This is a genomic window from Shewanella oncorhynchi (assembly GCF_012584455.1).
Classification (GTDB): domain Bacteria; phylum Pseudomonadota; class Gammaproteobacteria; order Enterobacterales; family Shewanellaceae; genus Shewanella; species Shewanella oncorhynchi.
Genome location: NZ_JABAEB010000012.1, coordinates 48,475 through 64,977, shown reverse-complemented (window position 1 = coordinate 64,977; position 16,503 = coordinate 48,475). Strand labels below are relative to the sequence as shown.

The 16,503-nt window shown below is 45.5% G+C and carries 10 protein-coding genes; 4 read left to right on the top strand and 6 right to left on the bottom strand.

Features of this window, described 5'->3' with window-relative positions:
* Positions 1-43: 43 nt before the first annotated feature.
* Both hutU and hutC read right to left on the bottom strand, forming a co-directional pair.
* Positions 44-1,711, bottom strand: coding sequence for a urocanate hydratase (gene hutU / locus HGO26_RS17815; RefSeq protein WP_071940558.1), 1,668 nt, complete (start codon positions 1,709-1,711; stop codon positions 44-46).
* 163 nt (positions 1,712-1,874) lie between these two features.
* Entirely contained in the window at positions 1,875-2,582 is a 708-nt protein-coding gene (gene hutC / locus HGO26_RS17810; protein ID WP_105250941.1) for a histidine utilization transcriptional repressor HutC, read from the bottom strand.
* 173 nt (positions 2,583-2,755) lie between these two features.
* Between hutC and hutI the strand changes: the two genes are divergently transcribed.
* The 3 genes from hutI (at position 2,756) to HGO26_RS17795 (ending at position 8,000) form a co-directional block, all read left to right on the top strand.
* Positions 2,756-3,982 (top strand): imidazolonepropionase, encoded by a 1,227-nt coding sequence (hutI, locus tag HGO26_RS17805; protein ID WP_168826881.1) that lies wholly within the window; start codon positions 2,756-2,758, stop codon positions 3,980-3,982.
* Between the two features lie 593 nt (positions 3,983-4,575).
* A complete protein-coding gene (locus tag HGO26_RS17800; RefSeq protein ID WP_168826880.1) occupies positions 4,576-5,127 on the top strand; it encodes a hypothetical protein in 552 nt (183 codons plus the stop codon).
* The gene (locus HGO26_RS17795; protein ID WP_168826879.1) at positions 5,124-8,000 is read left to right on the top strand and encodes a prolyl oligopeptidase family serine peptidase; all 2,877 of its coding nucleotides are present in this window, start codon (positions 5,124-5,126) and stop codon (positions 7,998-8,000) included. Before HGO26_RS17800 ends, HGO26_RS17795 begins: the two co-directional genes overlap by 4 nt.
* 238 nt (positions 8,001-8,238) lie before the next feature.
* On the opposite strand, the gene HGO26_RS17790 is transcribed toward HGO26_RS17795, so the two are convergent.
* From HGO26_RS17790 to HGO26_RS17780, 3 genes are all read right to left on the bottom strand, one after another.
* Positions 8,239-8,988, bottom strand: coding sequence for a siderophore-interacting protein (locus tag HGO26_RS17790; RefSeq protein WP_168826878.1), 750 nt, complete (start codon positions 8,986-8,988; stop codon positions 8,239-8,241).
* Positions 8,981-9,541, bottom strand: coding sequence for a MarR family winged helix-turn-helix transcriptional regulator (locus HGO26_RS17785; RefSeq protein WP_105250938.1), 561 nt, complete (start codon positions 9,539-9,541; stop codon positions 8,981-8,983). The genes HGO26_RS17790 and HGO26_RS17785 overlap by 8 nt, the downstream gene beginning before the upstream one ends.
* A 475-nt stretch (positions 9,542-10,016) precedes the next feature.
* Positions 10,017-10,289: a CBU_0592 family membrane protein gene (locus HGO26_RS17780; protein WP_014610083.1), complete on the bottom strand. Its 273-nt coding sequence runs from the start codon at positions 10,287-10,289 to the stop codon at positions 10,017-10,019.
* A 689-nt stretch (positions 10,290-10,978) separates the two neighbouring features.
* On the opposite strand from HGO26_RS17780, the gene HGO26_RS17775 reads away from it, so the two are divergent.
* Entirely contained in the window at positions 10,979-12,802 is a 1,824-nt protein-coding gene (locus tag HGO26_RS17775; RefSeq protein WP_168826877.1) for a glycerophosphodiester phosphodiesterase, read from the top strand.
* A gap of 816 nt (positions 12,803-13,618) precedes the next feature.
* On the opposite strand, the gene HGO26_RS17770 is transcribed toward HGO26_RS17775, so the two are convergent.
* A partial coding sequence (locus HGO26_RS17770; RefSeq protein ID WP_168826876.1) for an InlB B-repeat-containing protein occupies positions 13,619-16,503 on the bottom strand: 2,885 nt, incomplete at its 5' end.

Below are 16,503 nucleotides of genomic sequence, written 5' to 3'. Positions count from 1 at the left end.
TCCAAGCTTTTAGTTATTATTGTTATTGAGTCGTTAGCATCGGCTAGTCTTGCATAGGTAAATCGAGGCCCTGCTCCTTGGCGCAGTTTTTCGCAATCTCGTAGCCCGCATCAGCATGGCGCATCACGCCTGTCGCTGGGTCGTTCCACAACACGCGGCCAACCCGTTTTGCCGCCGCATCGGTACCGTCACACACAATCACCACACCCGAATGTTGGCTAAAGCCCATGCCAACGCCGCCGCCGTGGTGCAGCGACACCCAAGTTGCACCGCTAGCGGTGTTAAGTAGTGCGTTCAGCAATGGCCAATCGGATACCGCATCTGAGCCGTCCAGCATAGATTCGGTTTCCCGGTTCGGGCTGGCAACAGAGCCAGAATCTAAGTGATCACGGCCAATTACCACGGGCGCCGACAACTCGCCATTTTTAACCATTTCGTTGAAAGCTAACGCCAAGCGAGCGCGATCTTTTAAGCCAACCCAGCAAATACGCGCTGGCAGACCTTGGAAGGCGATACGCTCGCGCGCCATGTCTAACCAATTGTGCAGGTGTGGATTATCTGGGATCAGTTCTTTGACTTTAGCGTCGGTTTTGTAGATATCTTCGGGATCGCCAGATAACGCCACCCAGCGGAACGGACCTATGCCTTCACAGAACAGTGGGCGAATATAAGCAGGTACAAAACCTGGGAAATCAAAGGCATTTTCAACGCCCATTTCAAACGCCATTTGGCGAATGTTGTTACCGTAATCGAGCGTGGCTGCACCCGCGGTTTGCAGGTCGAGCATGGCTTGTACTTGCACCGCCATCGAAGCTTTCGCCGCTTTCACTACGCCCGCTTCGTCGGTTTTACGCATGGCCGCAGCCTCAGCCATAGTCCACCCCTGCGGCAGATAACCGTTTAATGGATCATGGGCAGAGGTTTGGTCGGTCACGACATCTGGGGTAACGCCGCGTTTAACTAATTCAGCAAACACATCGGCGGCGTTCGCTAATAAGCCCACTGATACTGGCTTGCCAGCTTGGTTCGCTGCTTCAATCATGGCTAATGCTTCATCGAGCGAAGTGGCTTTTTTGTCAACATAGCGAGTGCGCAGACGGAAATCGATGCGGGTTTCGTCGACTTCACAGGCTAACACTGAGAAGCCAGCCATAGTGCCTGCCAGCGTTTGTGCGCCGCCCATGCCGCCTAACCCGCCAGTGAGGATCCATTTACCTTTAGAGATACCCTCAAAGTGCTGTTTTGCGACCGACACAAAGGTCTCGTAAGTGCCTTGGACTATGCCTTGAGTGCCGATATAGATCCAAGAACCCGCCGTCATCTGGCCGTACATGGCCAAACCTAGCTTATCTAACTCGTTGAAATGTTCCCAGTTCGCCCAATGTGGCACTAGGTTTGAGTTAGCAATCAGTACGCGCGGTGCATCCGCATGGGTGCGAAATACGCCCACAGGTTTGCCCGATTGCACTAATAAGGTTTCGTCGTCTTCGAGGCGTTGTAAAACTTCGATAATTTTGTCGTAACAGTCCCAATCGCGGGCGGCGCGGCCGATACCACCATAGACGACTAAGTCTTCTGGGCGCTCGGCGACATCGGGATGTAAGTTGTTCATTAACATACGCATTGGCGCTTCAGTGAGCCAACTCTTACAGCTTAATTGTGTGCCATGCGGTGCAATAATGCGGCGGCTTGGGTCGTGGCGCTTATCCATTGAATTTTCCTCTTTCAACCTGTGGTGCTAACTCATATTCGCTAAGTCGCTAAGTCGCTAATACGGGTTAGCACTATTGTTTTTATTGTGTTTTTATCTTTTAACTTATAAGGGTACAGCTATCAAAGTTACTGATTTACATCTGTTAATCACGCCACTGGCGTTACTTGCTAAAGGTTAAGTGGCCGCCGAGTTTAAAGCGGCTACCTGGATGAACTAATTTTGCGAAACTCACGACGCCTTGGCGTGACCAAGTGCGGCGTAAAATCTGTAAGCAGGGCTCAGTGGCGGGGATTTCGAGCCTTTGCTGTAATTCTTCACTGGCGATAATCGCTTCAATCGTGTGATGCGCCTCGGTCAGCGGTGCCACTTGGGACAAATATTCGTGGGGTGTCTGCTGGGTAAAATCCTGCAATAAATAATCAGGCGCCAACTCGGGATTCACATAACGCTCTTCGACTTGCAACGGTAAGCCCTGCTCGCAATGCACTAAGATCGAATGGAATACTGTCGCACCGTGCTCAAGTCCAAGGGAAATTGCGATACTCGTACTCGCCGCGACTTGCTCTAACACCCATTGCTGCACGCTATAGCCGTGGCCGCGGTCTTTTATCTCATCGGCAATATTGCGGATCGCCAACATAGACGACTGGGATTTACACCCAGCGACGAAGGTGCCTAGCCCTTGAGAACGCTCAAGCACACCGCTATCCGTCAGCTCGGTTAGCGCACGTCGCGCCGTCATTCGGCTGCAGGTAAACAAATCGGCAAGCTGATTCTCAGAAGGCACACGAGCATGCTCTTCCCACTCACCCGACTCGATAGAGGAGATAATGTATTGCTTAATTTCTGCGAACTTAGGTGTAGCCAAAACATTTCCTCAATATAAAGCGCTAGAATCTAGGTACTATTCACTCTTTCAAACGTTCAAAATTGCGGCTACAATCCTAGCTTGTATATACAAGTAAATACAAGCCAGCTCACATAAATTTAATAAACCGTTAATCACTTGGTTAACATCTGCCAGCACAGCGAGGGGAATACATGTCTTGGGATCAGGTTTGGATAGACGTTAACTTAGCCACAATGGACCCTTCCGTATCAGCACCTTATGGTGCGATCACCAACGCGGCCATCGCAGTAAAAGATGGTAAAATTGCTTGGCTTGGCCCCCGCAGCGAACTGCCCGCCTTCGATGTTTTGTCAATTCCCGTTTACAGGGGCAAAGGCGGTTGGATCACCCCAGGATTAATTGACGCCCACACCCACTTAATCTTTGCCGGTAATCGCGCCAATGAATTTGAGTTACGCCTACAGGGCGCCAGTTACGAAGACATTGCTCGTGCAGGTGGCGGCATTATTTCGACCGTTAAGGCCTGCCGCGAAGCGGATGAAGCAGAATTATTTGAACTCGGCCGCCAGCGCTTAAACGCGCTCGCCAAAGAAGGAGTGACTACGGTTGAGATCAAATCGGGTTACGGCTTAGATACTGAAACTGAATTGAAAATCCTGCGTGTCGCCCGCGAGCTCGGCAAACATCACCACGTAGATGTGAAGACCACATTCCTTGGTGCCCATGCAATTCCGCCTGAGTATAAAGACAATAGCGACGGCTATGTCGACTTAATTATCAATAAGATGCTACCCGCAGTGATCGCCGAAAATCTTGCCGATGCGGTGGATGTGTTCTGCGAGAATATCGCCTTTAACCTTGAGCAAACCGAACGGGTACTCAGCGCAGCCAAAGCAGCGGGCTTAGAGATTAAGCTCCATGCCGAGCAGTTAACTAATATGGGCGGCAGCGCACTGGCCGCACGTCTTGGTGCTAAGTCTGTAGATCATATCGAATATTTAGATGAGGCAGGCGTTAAAGCCTTAAGTGAAAGCGGCACCTGCGCCGTACTGCTGCCAGGCGCGTTTTACTTTTTGCGGGAAACCCAAAAACCACCTATCGATTTATTACGCCAATACGGCGTACCTATGGTGCTCGCCAGCGATTTCAACCCAGGCTCATCCCCCATTTGCTCAACCCTGTTGATGCTGAATATGGGCTGCACCTTGTTCCGTTTAACGCCAGAAGAAGCCCTAACAGGACTCACCTTAAATGCCGCCAAAGCACTCGGAATTGAAGATAACGTCGGCAGTTTAGTCGTTGGCAAACAAGCCGATTTTTGTCTGTGGGATATCGCCACGCCTGCGCAGTTGGCCTACAGCTACGGCGTCAATCCCTGCAAAGATGTAGTAAAGAATGGCAAGCTAGTTCATCAATGAGCACTAAAAAAATTAAACTAAGTCTGAGCTATATTTTACCTGTCCATACATTAACGATATAAACCGTACCGAATCAAGCGGGGAAAAAATGGCATTCCCGCTTGAACCTCATTTTAAGTCCAGAACGCGAAAATACACTAGGAAACGACTGAACTAGTGATTAATGACCACCTCCAATTAATCGCCAGCCCCATGACAGCACGCATTGAATCCATCTCTAGCATAATATATGCATCCAGTTGAAGTCCCTTGCATGCTGTTAATACAGTTACAATGAGGAATATCCAATTTAACACCTCTTTGAATACTCCACTTTAGCTTCCAAGCTAGTTCTGTCATTACATTACTAATACACCAACCGATTTCATCGAACGATAGTCTTCAGGTGTATGACGATAAGGTCACCCTTTACACAACTATGTTTTGCCACGCATTTCAATGATTTCGTTTAACTCAACACTGACATTGCAATATTGTGACAATTAAGTGTAATGTATGTAGTTATCGATATAGGCGACCAGTTTTTTGTGGCTTTTGGTTGACTAATCTATAAACCATTTTTAAAGGAAATTCATCGTAAGGATGCACTCTTCATGAAGCAATTTTTACTGCCAATCTGCGTCTGCTGGTTGCTAAGTGGTTGCATACAGCCCATTTCAAAGTTAAAAAACGATCAGGATATCCCGCTTGATGCCAATACAGGCTATTTACTCATGTCGGTCGATACCAATATAGACTTGCACAGCATAATTATCGGCGGCACAAAGTCTCTAAAACTTACTGAGCAAGATCTAAAATGGGGTTCAAACTATATAATGGTTGATGTGCCTGCTGGTGACTATGATATTAACGATATAAAATTAAATCGTTATTTAAAAATAGAGTTGACTGATGATATGTGGAATTTTCATATAGAGCCTGGTAAAATAAATTATATAGGTCATTTGAGTGTTGATGCGCTTTGGAGCCTTTACTCATTTGACGGTGTTAAAGCAATTTTGGAAAACCAATCAACTAGTGCACTTGAATATTTGGAGGTTAACTTCCCTCAAATTTATAAAGTTAGGGAACTGAACTACGCTGGCCCAGGAGAAGACCATTTTTTTGAGTACGCCCGTAAAATCAAGAAAGGATCAGCACTATGAAAATACTGCTTGTGATATTCGTTTTTACATTTGGAATAAATATAACCAGTTCCATCGCATCGCCAATTCCTGCAAATAAATTATACGCCCCCCCTGCATTAAGTAACCTGCAGTTTTCACCAAACGAGAAATACATTTCAGGTGAAGTAGTTGAAGATAAAGGTAAATTCTTATCCTTGATTGATATAAAAACTAATGAATATACTAACATCATTAAATTAGATCCAGATGAAAACATTACAGAATATTCATGGCTTGATAACAACAATATCTATGTGAAATATTCTCGAGGACAAAGCAGTTTTCAAGTTATGCTAAATATCACGCTGAAAAATGGCGCCGTTTCATCAGAAGTAAATCGACTGATGTTTCAAGGCTCTCTTGTCCGAGGAAACCATAATTCAGGAGCAGTGTTATACGGTTACAAAAGCCGCACTAGTGAATATGAAAAACTATACGAAGTAACAGTAAATGAACTAAAAAATGGTTTATTTTCGTCAAAAAACTTAATTGATGATAAGCTTAAAAATGCTTATGGTTATTTTTTTGACAAAAATAAAGAAATGCTATTTGCACTAACTGTGGATAGCGATGCAAAAAAAGTTGACTTCCATTATCGTCATCTTAAAAATACTAACTGGCAACATTTATTTAGTATCTCTTCAGGCAAGGAAACCTTCATTCCACAACATATTATTGATAGTAATACTATGTTTGTACTAAGTAATCAAAGCACAGACAAAGTCGCATTGCATAAATTTGACATCAAACGACAGCAAGTTACCGAACTTGTTTATGAAAATCCAAAATTTGATTTAATAGACAGTACATTTGATGACAATAATCAGTTACAATCTGTTTCCTATTATGAGAATGGTCAGTTAAATATACAATACTTCGATCAGCAAGCTAATCTTCAGCAAGCAAAATTTCGTAATTCATTTCCGAATAAACATACTGTAGTAACAACAACATCATCAAGCGGCAAGTTCAGCGCATTATATGTTTATGCTTCTGATGATCCAGGTACTCGCTACATATACAATAATGAGACAAATACAGCATTTTTATTGTCCAAAGTACTACCAAACCTCGAAGGCTATCCATTGAGTAAAACGGAAACATTTACCGTTAAATCAGATACTGGCGTCTCTGTAGAATCATATTTGACTCTCCCTCTGCCAGAGAGTGCAAATGGTGTGTTATTAGTTATGCCCCACGGCGGGCCAGTTGGTGTCCGAGATTACGATAGCTTCAACCCTGAGAGTCAATACCTTACTAGCAGAGGGTTTGCAGTATTAAGGGTTAACTTCCGAGGGTCAACTGGATACGGTAAAGCCTTTCTTAAAAGTGGTGTGGGCCAGTTTGGATTAGACATTGAAAAGGACATCACCGCGGCGGTAGAAAATATTCGAGCTACCCATCATTTTAGTCGTAGCTGCGCTATAGGCGCCAGCTATGGTGGTTACTCTTCAATGATGCTCGCAATTAAACATCCAGATCAATACCAGTGTGTCGTTGGTGCATACGGTATTTACGATCTACCTTTACTGTTTAATTCTAACAATGTAAAAACAACCGAAGAATATCGCCAAATGACGGCTAATACTGTCGGTAAATATAGCGCTGAATTAAAAGAAACGTCGCCAGTTTATTTGTCAGAAAAAATCAATTTTCCTGTATTATTAATTGCTGGTGCAAATGATATGACTGCTGAACTAGAACATAGTCACAGACTAGAATACGTCTTAAAGGCAAGAGATCGAGCGCCGGAAACTTTGTATTACAAGAAAACTGGACACGGGCACAATAGTCGATATTGGCAGCAACATGAGATTATTTCAACAGCAGATTTTCTACAGCGCACATTGGCCTTACCTGAATATGAGTCCGTAATTGAAAAGGACAAAAACCAGTTAGCCTCCCTCGCAGAAGATTATTTACAGCTTGGTGATGCCAGAAATTGGGAAAGTAAAATAGAGCTCAATAAAGAGCTTGCTATGAGTTATTATCTTAGAGCCTCCAAAATGGGCAGCGGCCGAGCAAACTATATAGTTGGTATGAAACATTATGAAAATGATGAGAAACTGACTTCCATTTCTTGGTTTGAAAAAGCGGCTTTAGCAGGCTTTGCACCAGCTAACTATATGCTAGGAATTATTTTTAATGGTGAGGATGGAATCCCATCTGATCTTCCCAAAGCATTCCACTATTTTGAATTAGCCAATAAACAAGGAGCAGATGCAAAAGCAAGGCTGATGATGGCGAAAGCTCTATGCATTGGTTCTGGTATTAACAAAGACGTTAGCCGATGTGCAGAGCTACTTAAGTTGTCCGACTTGAAAGCCAAATCAACTTACTTACAAGAAAATGAAGTTAACAAGTCAAGCCTATCTTTACAGACGCAGGTAATTGCAGAAATTTTTGCTGAGTCAGACTTTAATTCGAGTGAATTACGGTTACTTCAGGATGTGATCGATAGCGAATTTAATATTAAATTAAAACCATTTACTCTCGATGATATAACTGCAGGCATTATAATTAAATCCGGCGGGAGAAGAGATAAAAGCGAGGTCCAAGAAACAAAAATTATAAAGTTTAATCCAGGCAATGTGATTGGGGTCGTATTTTCGCTAGATAAAATCTCTAAAAAAGATAAAGTTGGTTTAGTCTGCAACTGGAGTTACCTTGACGCCGAAGGAAATACCAAGGCCCTTAATAACCATTTACTATGGAGTGATAATGATATTAATGAGTGGAGTTGTACTCACAAAATACTACCGACTGATCAATCAACGGGGAATTACATACTAACCTTACGTGATTTAACAGATAATATTTTGTTAGTAAAAGAATTCAATATGTCCCAATAGATGACAATTAAACAGATGCAGGGTGAGCACAAGTTGAATCATCGCCTTACCCTATCTTGATTAAAGTGCCATAAAGTATATGAATATGGGTTCCTATATAATATGGCATGCTTAATAAGTATTTTAAATTACGTAATACCACCTAATAGCAGCCCTTCACACCATGCAGGTCCGATAGAACCTATATGGACTAAGATAAGCACTTACATTGGCAGGACGAGTAATCACTTTTAAACCACTACTCTGCAGTATTTTCTAACTGTTCATCTTCTTGTTTTACCAGCTTATGCTCACCTTCGTTACAACCGATTTTCCAATAGCTCGAGGTATAAAAATGGCTCTTAGGCAATGAATGCGCTTGCTTAAAATGCCTTCTCAACGCGCGCATGCTATTAAATTCACAGGCAATCCATACGGCTGGCTCGCCAGCAAGCCAAGGTAATTGGGCAATTCGCTCAACCAAAGGGCGACCTTCGGGATCGGCTTCAGGATTGATCACCCAATGCAGCTCGACATGTTCAGGATGCACCAGAGGTTGAATATCAGCTTCACTCAGCACTTCTATCACAGCGTAACCCACTGCATTGTTTGGTAATTTTGCCAGATTCACGCTAATGGCGGGCAAGGCTGTCATATCACCTGCGAGTAAAAACCAATCCGCCTCAAAGTTGATCAGTTTTTTAAGTCCGGGTCCGCCAATTTGAATGAGTTCGCCCACCTGCGCCGTTTTCGCCCAACTCGATGCGGGGCCGTCGGTATCGTGCAGCACAAAATCCACATCGATTTCATCATCGCGTTGCTGACGGATAGTGTAAGTTCGCATTAATGGACGCTCACCCGCTTGTGGGAATAACAACTTGATATAGGCACTCTCTTGATCGACAGGAAATCCAGCCAATCCCGCACCGCCTAAGGTGATGCGTAACATATGCGGAGTGATATAAGTCGAGCGGATCACTTCTAGCTCACGTGGTGCAGGTTTATTCATTATGATTTTCTCCTATTGCGTTTTCTGCCGTTAAGCGCAACTCAATGGCTCCTTTTACAGCCGTATCTTTTGGCTTACTAGATGGTCTTTTTTGAGTAAGGCAATCAGTTTCACTTTTGGCGGCAGCGGCATCATCCACACTTTTACTGATCCTATTGGCAAGTTTAATAAAAGTATCAACTTCGTCTGAACTGAGCGCCTGCGTCATGCGCGCCACGGTTTTACGTTCTGAGGCATTGATCTGAGTCATGATCTTTTCCCCCTCAGCCGTGGGTCGCAGTAACTGGCTGCGGCCATCCTTAGGGTTATCGATTTTAGTGATCAACCCACTCTGCTGTAGCTCATTGAGAACACGGGTAATTTGCGCTTTATCCCGCTGCATACGCAGGGCGATAGACTGGGCCGTCGATTCAGGATTGCGACACACGCCCTTCAAGGCACGGATATGAGTGACAGGTAAATCAATCTCTTGTGCAGCAATATCGCTACGCAATTGCTTTTTGTAGGCATGCACTAATCTGTGCAAAGTTTCACTGAGTGACAATGACGACATAGAGGCTCTCGATATAGTTGATAGTATCAACAATATCGAGATTGGTTGATTATGTCAACTAAGCAACCCTGTACTGAGTGTGCGGCAATGTGCAAATAATCAGAAAATGATTAAGCACTGGCTTTCCAGTGACGCGCCATAAACTCATCCTTGAGGGCTCGACCGTGACATCCCTGTCACGAACGGTCCCTTACATGCCAGTGCTTAATCTCATCAACTCCCGCGCATATTAACGATCTAATTTAGCCATTAGCCTTATGCAATTTGAGTTACAGGAAACTGCGCCGCCATCACAAACTCGTTATGTTGATAATGTGGCATCATCAAGATGGCTTGAATCAGTTCTTAATGAATTTGATTCATTTTAGGGTAAAAAAATGCCCTCCAATACCCGATAACAGGGCTTAAGGGCATGTTTTGGCGGTGTGATGAATCAGTCTGGGGTTGAGTGATTCACTGACATGAACCAGAAAACTTAGTGAATCAATCCGCCAGCTCTTGCGATCCCTACAATACCAATCAAAATCCAAAAACCATTGAGTAACGTGTAAGCGGCATCTTTGCGTAAAGCGGCACACCATGTTAGCAAAACAGCATCTATCGTGTTGAAAATCCAAACAAACATAAAAGGACTTTCAGGGCCAAGCCAACTGACAAGTGAGAAACTAAATATGCGCATTAGAACACCAACCATTTCAAAGGTCCGCATGTTTGCGTTCAAAAATGCATTAAATTTTTTATAAGACAATTTATTACTACTCTTTTATTTATAAGCAAATTCTTATCATGTAGAACTACATAAAAGAACGACTGTTACCAACGCAATCCCTTTGACACGGGTAAATTGCGTGAAATTTTAGTATGTAAACCAGACGAGGTAAATCTGATTCACGGATTTTAACGAGGCAAACATGTATACGCAGGTCTTACCTAGATTAATCACCAAGTTTACATCTCAATATTTTGATTTTTATCCACAAAAAAATCAAAATATTGAATAAGCAACAAAACATAGATAGGCTTAATCTGCGATATTGTGCACTTCTGGGATAAGTAATTTATTTATAAAGTCGACTCACTAAAACATATTAAATATCAAAAATAAGAATAGAAGGTATCACCATCAGCACACTCACAGCCGAATATACCCAACCCAATGTTTAAAATAGAGAAAGATTGCGATACCAATAAACTTGGCGACGATACTAAATCGAGTGAACCAACTTAACGAGCTATCTATTATTACACTTTGAAGAAAGCTCAATGACAAACGACCCGACATAGGCGCAGCTCGGAAACTTGAAATAATCAATGTATTTATTGCTTTATGGATAATAACAACCAACTCACCAGCTCAAAACATTGCACGAATGACTAACCGTCAACCTGAAACGCTGCTAAATTACAGTCCTCAACTCGCACGAATAAGGAAGCGGCATGCTCAATCCTGAACACAGTTACTGGCATGACACGCTTAAAGCCATTCGTCGCTGCGGTAGAAAACTCATTGAATTTGAACTGTTATTCACCCTAGTGTCGGCGGGTATTATCGTCCCGTCTTTTGGCTGGCTACTGCGCCATCTGATTGCCAAAACGGGCAATGTCACCATCACCAATTACGACTTAATCGCCTTTGCCATGTCTCCCTATGGCTTGCTGTTTATGGTCATTACTCTATTCAGCAGCTTTACCGTGTTTTTTACCCAACGTGCTGGAGTCACGATTCTCGCAGCATCTGGGTTATACGATATTCCCATTGGCCCAGTGCGAGCGCTAATTTTCGCAACTGCGCGCTTACCCGTATTTATTCGCCTTGGTAGCATTTATGCGGCTTGCTTATTGCTGCTCAGCGTACCTTTTATCGGGTTAGGATATCTGATTTTCAGCGTGTTTCTACAGGGACACGACATCAATTACTACTTGTATTTCAAGCCTATAGACTGGTATCTCGCCTTAACGAGTATGGCGTTCTTAGCGATAATCTATGTCCTTGTTGCCTTATATCTGTGGGCCAAAGCGGCCTTTTCACTGACGATTATTGTGAGTGAAACGACCGATGCTTTGACGGCACTCAAACGCAGTTGGCAATTAAGCGCAGGCAATGAACGCCCGATTATGTGGCACGCTGCGGGTTGGTGGTTGAGGATAGGTGCTTTGGTGTATCCCTTAATACTGCTGATCTCCTGGGGAGCCGATACTTTACTCGATAGGGTTACGCTGACACTTTCGGCAGAATTAGCTATTTTGGCCCTCGTCTCTGCACTGATTTTTATGCTCAGCGCGGCATGGTCCTTACTCGGAATGTTTGGCGAAGCCTTTATCATCTTGCTGTTATACCGTCAGCTGGGAGAAAAACCCGCAGGGTTAGAACGCCTTGGGCGACAAACGGTAAAAAGAACGTCTGAACTGTCGCTTTATACAATAAGCGGGGTGTTGATCGGCACTTTTTTAATCATGTTGGGATTAGGGGTATATGCCCTCAATAGTGAACCACAAAGGGATGACATCCTGATTACTGCCCACCGTGCTGGCGCAGCTAGGGCACCAGAAAATACCCTTGCGGCTTTGCGTTTAGCTATTGCAGAAAAGGCGGATTATGCCGAAATCGATGTGCAAACGGCATCCGATGGCACCTTAATGGTATTGCACGATGCTGATTTGATGCGCATAGCGGGCGATCCAAGACGAGTTGCCAACCTCAGTGCGAGTGAAATGCAACAACTTGATGCGGGGAGTTGGCACAGTGCCACCTTTGCAGGGGAATCCGTACCGACACTACTAGAGATGCTTAATGAGGCACGCAACAAAATCGGTTTGAACATTGAGCTTAAATATAATCAAGCCGATCCCAGCTTGGCGCAGGCCGTTGTCGCCTTATTGCAACAAGAGAAAATGACACAACAAGTGGTGATTACGTCGCTCGAAGCAAGAGCCATTGAAGAAGTGCAACGACTCGACCCTTCCATTCACACTGGCCTTATCGTCACTCAATCCATTGGCGATCCCATTAAGGCGAATACACAATTCTTAGCGGTCAATCAATCGATTACTAACGAAAAATTTATCGCCCGTGCACACAAAGGAGGTAAGCAAGTGCATGTATGGACAGTAAATAATCCACGGCAAATGCTGCGCATGTTGGCGCTGGGAGCCGATGTGCTCATTACCGACTATCCGCAGGAGGCCGTGGAAATCCGAGAACAGTGGCTCGCGTTATCCCCTGTTGAACAAACGGCGCTGCGCCTACGCTATGTTCTGTAAATTCTGCTTATTTACTCAACCTCGCCTCGAAGCACTTAGCTCTGCGTTGAAGCAACCAAAAGAGGCTTAACACCTCAAATGAAGCGGCTAAAGTGGTCAGCGTTAGTGCAAGAAATCCGGCCACCCAAGTTAAAACAACATCATTCACTCGGAGTTTAGATTCAAGCAACGACCAGTCATTAAGTCGCGAATAAACCGACAAGGTAAAGTTCAAGTGGATGATGGCTAAATAGTGCTATTTAACTGAAAAATAGTGATTTTTAGCCATAGTCACCTAGCCCATTGTTTGGTTGACTGTGTAAAAAGGTAAAGCCAATGACTAAGTTTGAAGTCAGCCACTTTGAGGTACTGGCAACAAAGCGCAAAGTGTCGTCGTCACTTTTCTAAGTGTTCGCAATGATTATCTGAATTCTGGGGTAAATTCTTGCAAGGTTTCAACATGGCCATGAAACAACTTGCCAAGCTCAGCGATGGTCATAGTTTTTAGCCGAAAAAGCATCATTACCCCATACCCCTTATCTACAAAAGAGTGCACGCCAAATGACACGACTGCAGTAATGATAGAAATGGGGGATATTAAATAAGCAGTTCGACACTCATCTGAGTTCTTCTTGGGCGCGGCATAGCAAGTCCTCCACATCAAGACTTTTGTTGAGTCGAGGATCCTAAATAATGCGATTTAAGCTGAGTAGCTCGATTTTCGGCGCGGACACAGTCAGATAACTGCGCACACATAAAAAACCCCGCAACAAAGGCGGGGTCAACAATAGAAAGCTGCCAGCGACTAAAACTGTAATTTGCCAGCAGTTAACAAGATCAAAAATGCCACTGAATACCGACAGCGGTCAGATTACTGACTTGTGGTGATGTCTGATAGCTACCATAACTAAGCTGAACGGACCATTGTTCTGACAAGGTCCAGCTTAGACCCGCGGTGTAGGCAGCTTGCCAATTTTGCTGCGAGCGTGATTCAGCAGCAGTATCAAATAACTGCTGCCGCTGCATTAAATACCAGCCACCAGCAGTGCCAAACACGGACACCGGGCCAGCCAGAGGATAAGACAAGCGCACCGCCAATGTTGGACCATAACCTGAACCGCTGACCAGTCGTGCAACATCAGGCAACTCAGTCTGTTGCAACACACCAGGCAGGCGCACCGTTAACTCACCAGCATCCAACCAACCGCCTTCCAGCGCCAGGTATGTATTTAACTGATAGCCCCCATGCAGTTGCCAGGCCAGCCGCTGCTCCTGCTCCGCGCTGAATTGCTGACCTTGTAACTGAAAACGGCTGTCGGTATCCATCTGACCAACAGTCGCACGCAGATACATCTTATCCAGCGCCATGGGCTCTGCGACCACAGGTGCAGAACCCGCCACTAGCAACAGCAGTCCTACCCGACGCCGCAGCACCAATGCCAACAAACCGACCAAAGACCACCAGCCGGTGCTGCCACCCGCAGTGTTATAGACTTTATCGGTCCGTACTACCTGCGCCAGTACTCCGGGATCAACAATGACACCATTGGCTTTACCATCAGCATCATTTGGACCGCCATCTTCAATAATTAACCGCACACATTCATCCTTCGCAGTTAAACCCGGTGTCCACACCACATCTGACACCAACGGACAACGGCCTTCACTATTTTTGCCTGCACTAAACAACTGATTACGGCTGTTTTGCACAAAATCAAACCAGCGGCCATTGTGATGTTTACGCCAGACACTTTCAGTATTGATCTGACGGCCTTGCGGCAACGGGATCACAACAGGCACACTTTCACCCTGATTATTCAGGTTTCGGATCTCAAAATCGACCAACTGACTTTGTTGCTGGTAGCCTTGATCAGGTAAAGCGCCGTCATTCAACGCCACGCCAAACTGGCCACTGGCCCAGGAACTGGCCTCACTTTGTTGACCCAGCGTCAGTTGATATTGCGCCGGAATTTCCAAATAACTAACGCCTGCTTCGGCCGGGGTACAGCTACTGACTCGGCCATTCTGGTCCTGCTCAACTTTTGGACAGAGTGGTAATCGGCCAGGCTGGGCAGTGAATAAATTCGCTGCCGCTGGCAGACCGCTCTGGTCAAGCTCGCTGCCACAATGATCATGCGCGCAACCAGCCACCACCAACAACACCAGATCCGTTTCCAGAGTTTGATTATTGTCAGTCGCTTGCAGCTTAAACTGATAACGGCCTTGTAACTTGGCGGGATCCAGCATCACCACATCAGCTTCCACCACAGCAGCGGCAGCTAACTCGCCTAACTCCCAGCGATAATCCAGCACTTTGTCGTGACTATTGCCAGCCTGCAACCTGATCAAACCAGCTTCCTGCCTGACGGCATAACCAGATAAACCGTCCTGTTCTATGCTGACCTGCAACGCAGCAGTGCTGGCCATAGCGCCAGTCTGCAGTTGATGGATCGCCGGTGTGCCCAAAACCGCATTGCCTGAACTGACTGCGGTCAGCTTGATCGTGGCATTATTACTGGTTTGCTCCGATAATTGATAACTGCGACGTCGCTCGTCCTGCAGATCAATCAACAGCTTCTCTTCGCTAAGCTGAACGCCTTCAGCGCTAAACTCTACCGTCACCGGATAGCTGATCGCTTCATCACTGAGCCAAATACTGATTTTGGCTGCCGTTTGCTGTGCAACCTGTTGTGAGGCGGCAGTAAAAGCAACAAATGGATGCACTTCCAGCGTCAGTATCTGAATTTGCTGGCTTTGTTCATCCTGCAACTGCAACTGATAACGACCGGTTTGATGACTGCTAAAGATAAATTCAGTGGCGGAAACCGCCTTGAAGAGAGTGCTGACTTGTTCCGGCGATAGCTGCTGCAGCTGGTTCGCCCGCAACACCTCACCATCCAACCAGCGGAACTGGCCACTACCACCGCTGACAGTTACCGCAACCGACTGATTGGCAGTGACCAGATTCGTCTGGACGGCTGCTTGCACCGCAAAAGCAGCGAAACTTTGCAATTCGACCATACAATCTGCCGTAATGGCGGCGGTGTGGATGGTTTGTTGTCGCAGCACAGCACTGCAACCATGCACTTGCAGATAAAGCGCCGGATCGGTTTGCGTCAGACTAAACACCGCAGATTGGCCATGGGGAATTGCTTGTTGCGCTGGGCTGATCGTCACCCCTGCGACCGTATTGACGCTGACCTGATACAGACGATCTTTGTACTGGGCCTTTACCGTTAAGGCAGCAGTGACTTTACTAAAGTCCGCATCCCAGCCAGTGAAGGTATAACCTTCCCGCTCTGGTGCCGTTGGTGCTGTTGCCGACTGACCATGAGTAATTTGCTGGGTCGATAACGACTGACCTTCGGCATCAACAAAGCTTACGACATACACATTCTGACTGTATTGCGCTGTCACTGTTAAAGCTGAAGTCACGTTAGCAAAACTGACATCCCAACCGATGAAGGTATACCCTTCCCGCGCTGGCACAGCTGGCGCTGTTGCCGACTGACCATGAGTAATTTGCTGGGTCGATAACGACTGACCTTCGGCATCGACAAAGCTTACGACATACACATTCTGACTGTATTGCGCTGTCACTGTTAAAGCTGAAGTCACGTTCGCAAAACTGACATCCCAACCGGTGAAGGTATACCCTTCCCGCGCTGGCACAGCTGGCGCTGTTGCCGACTGACCATGAGTAATTTGCTGGGTCGATAACG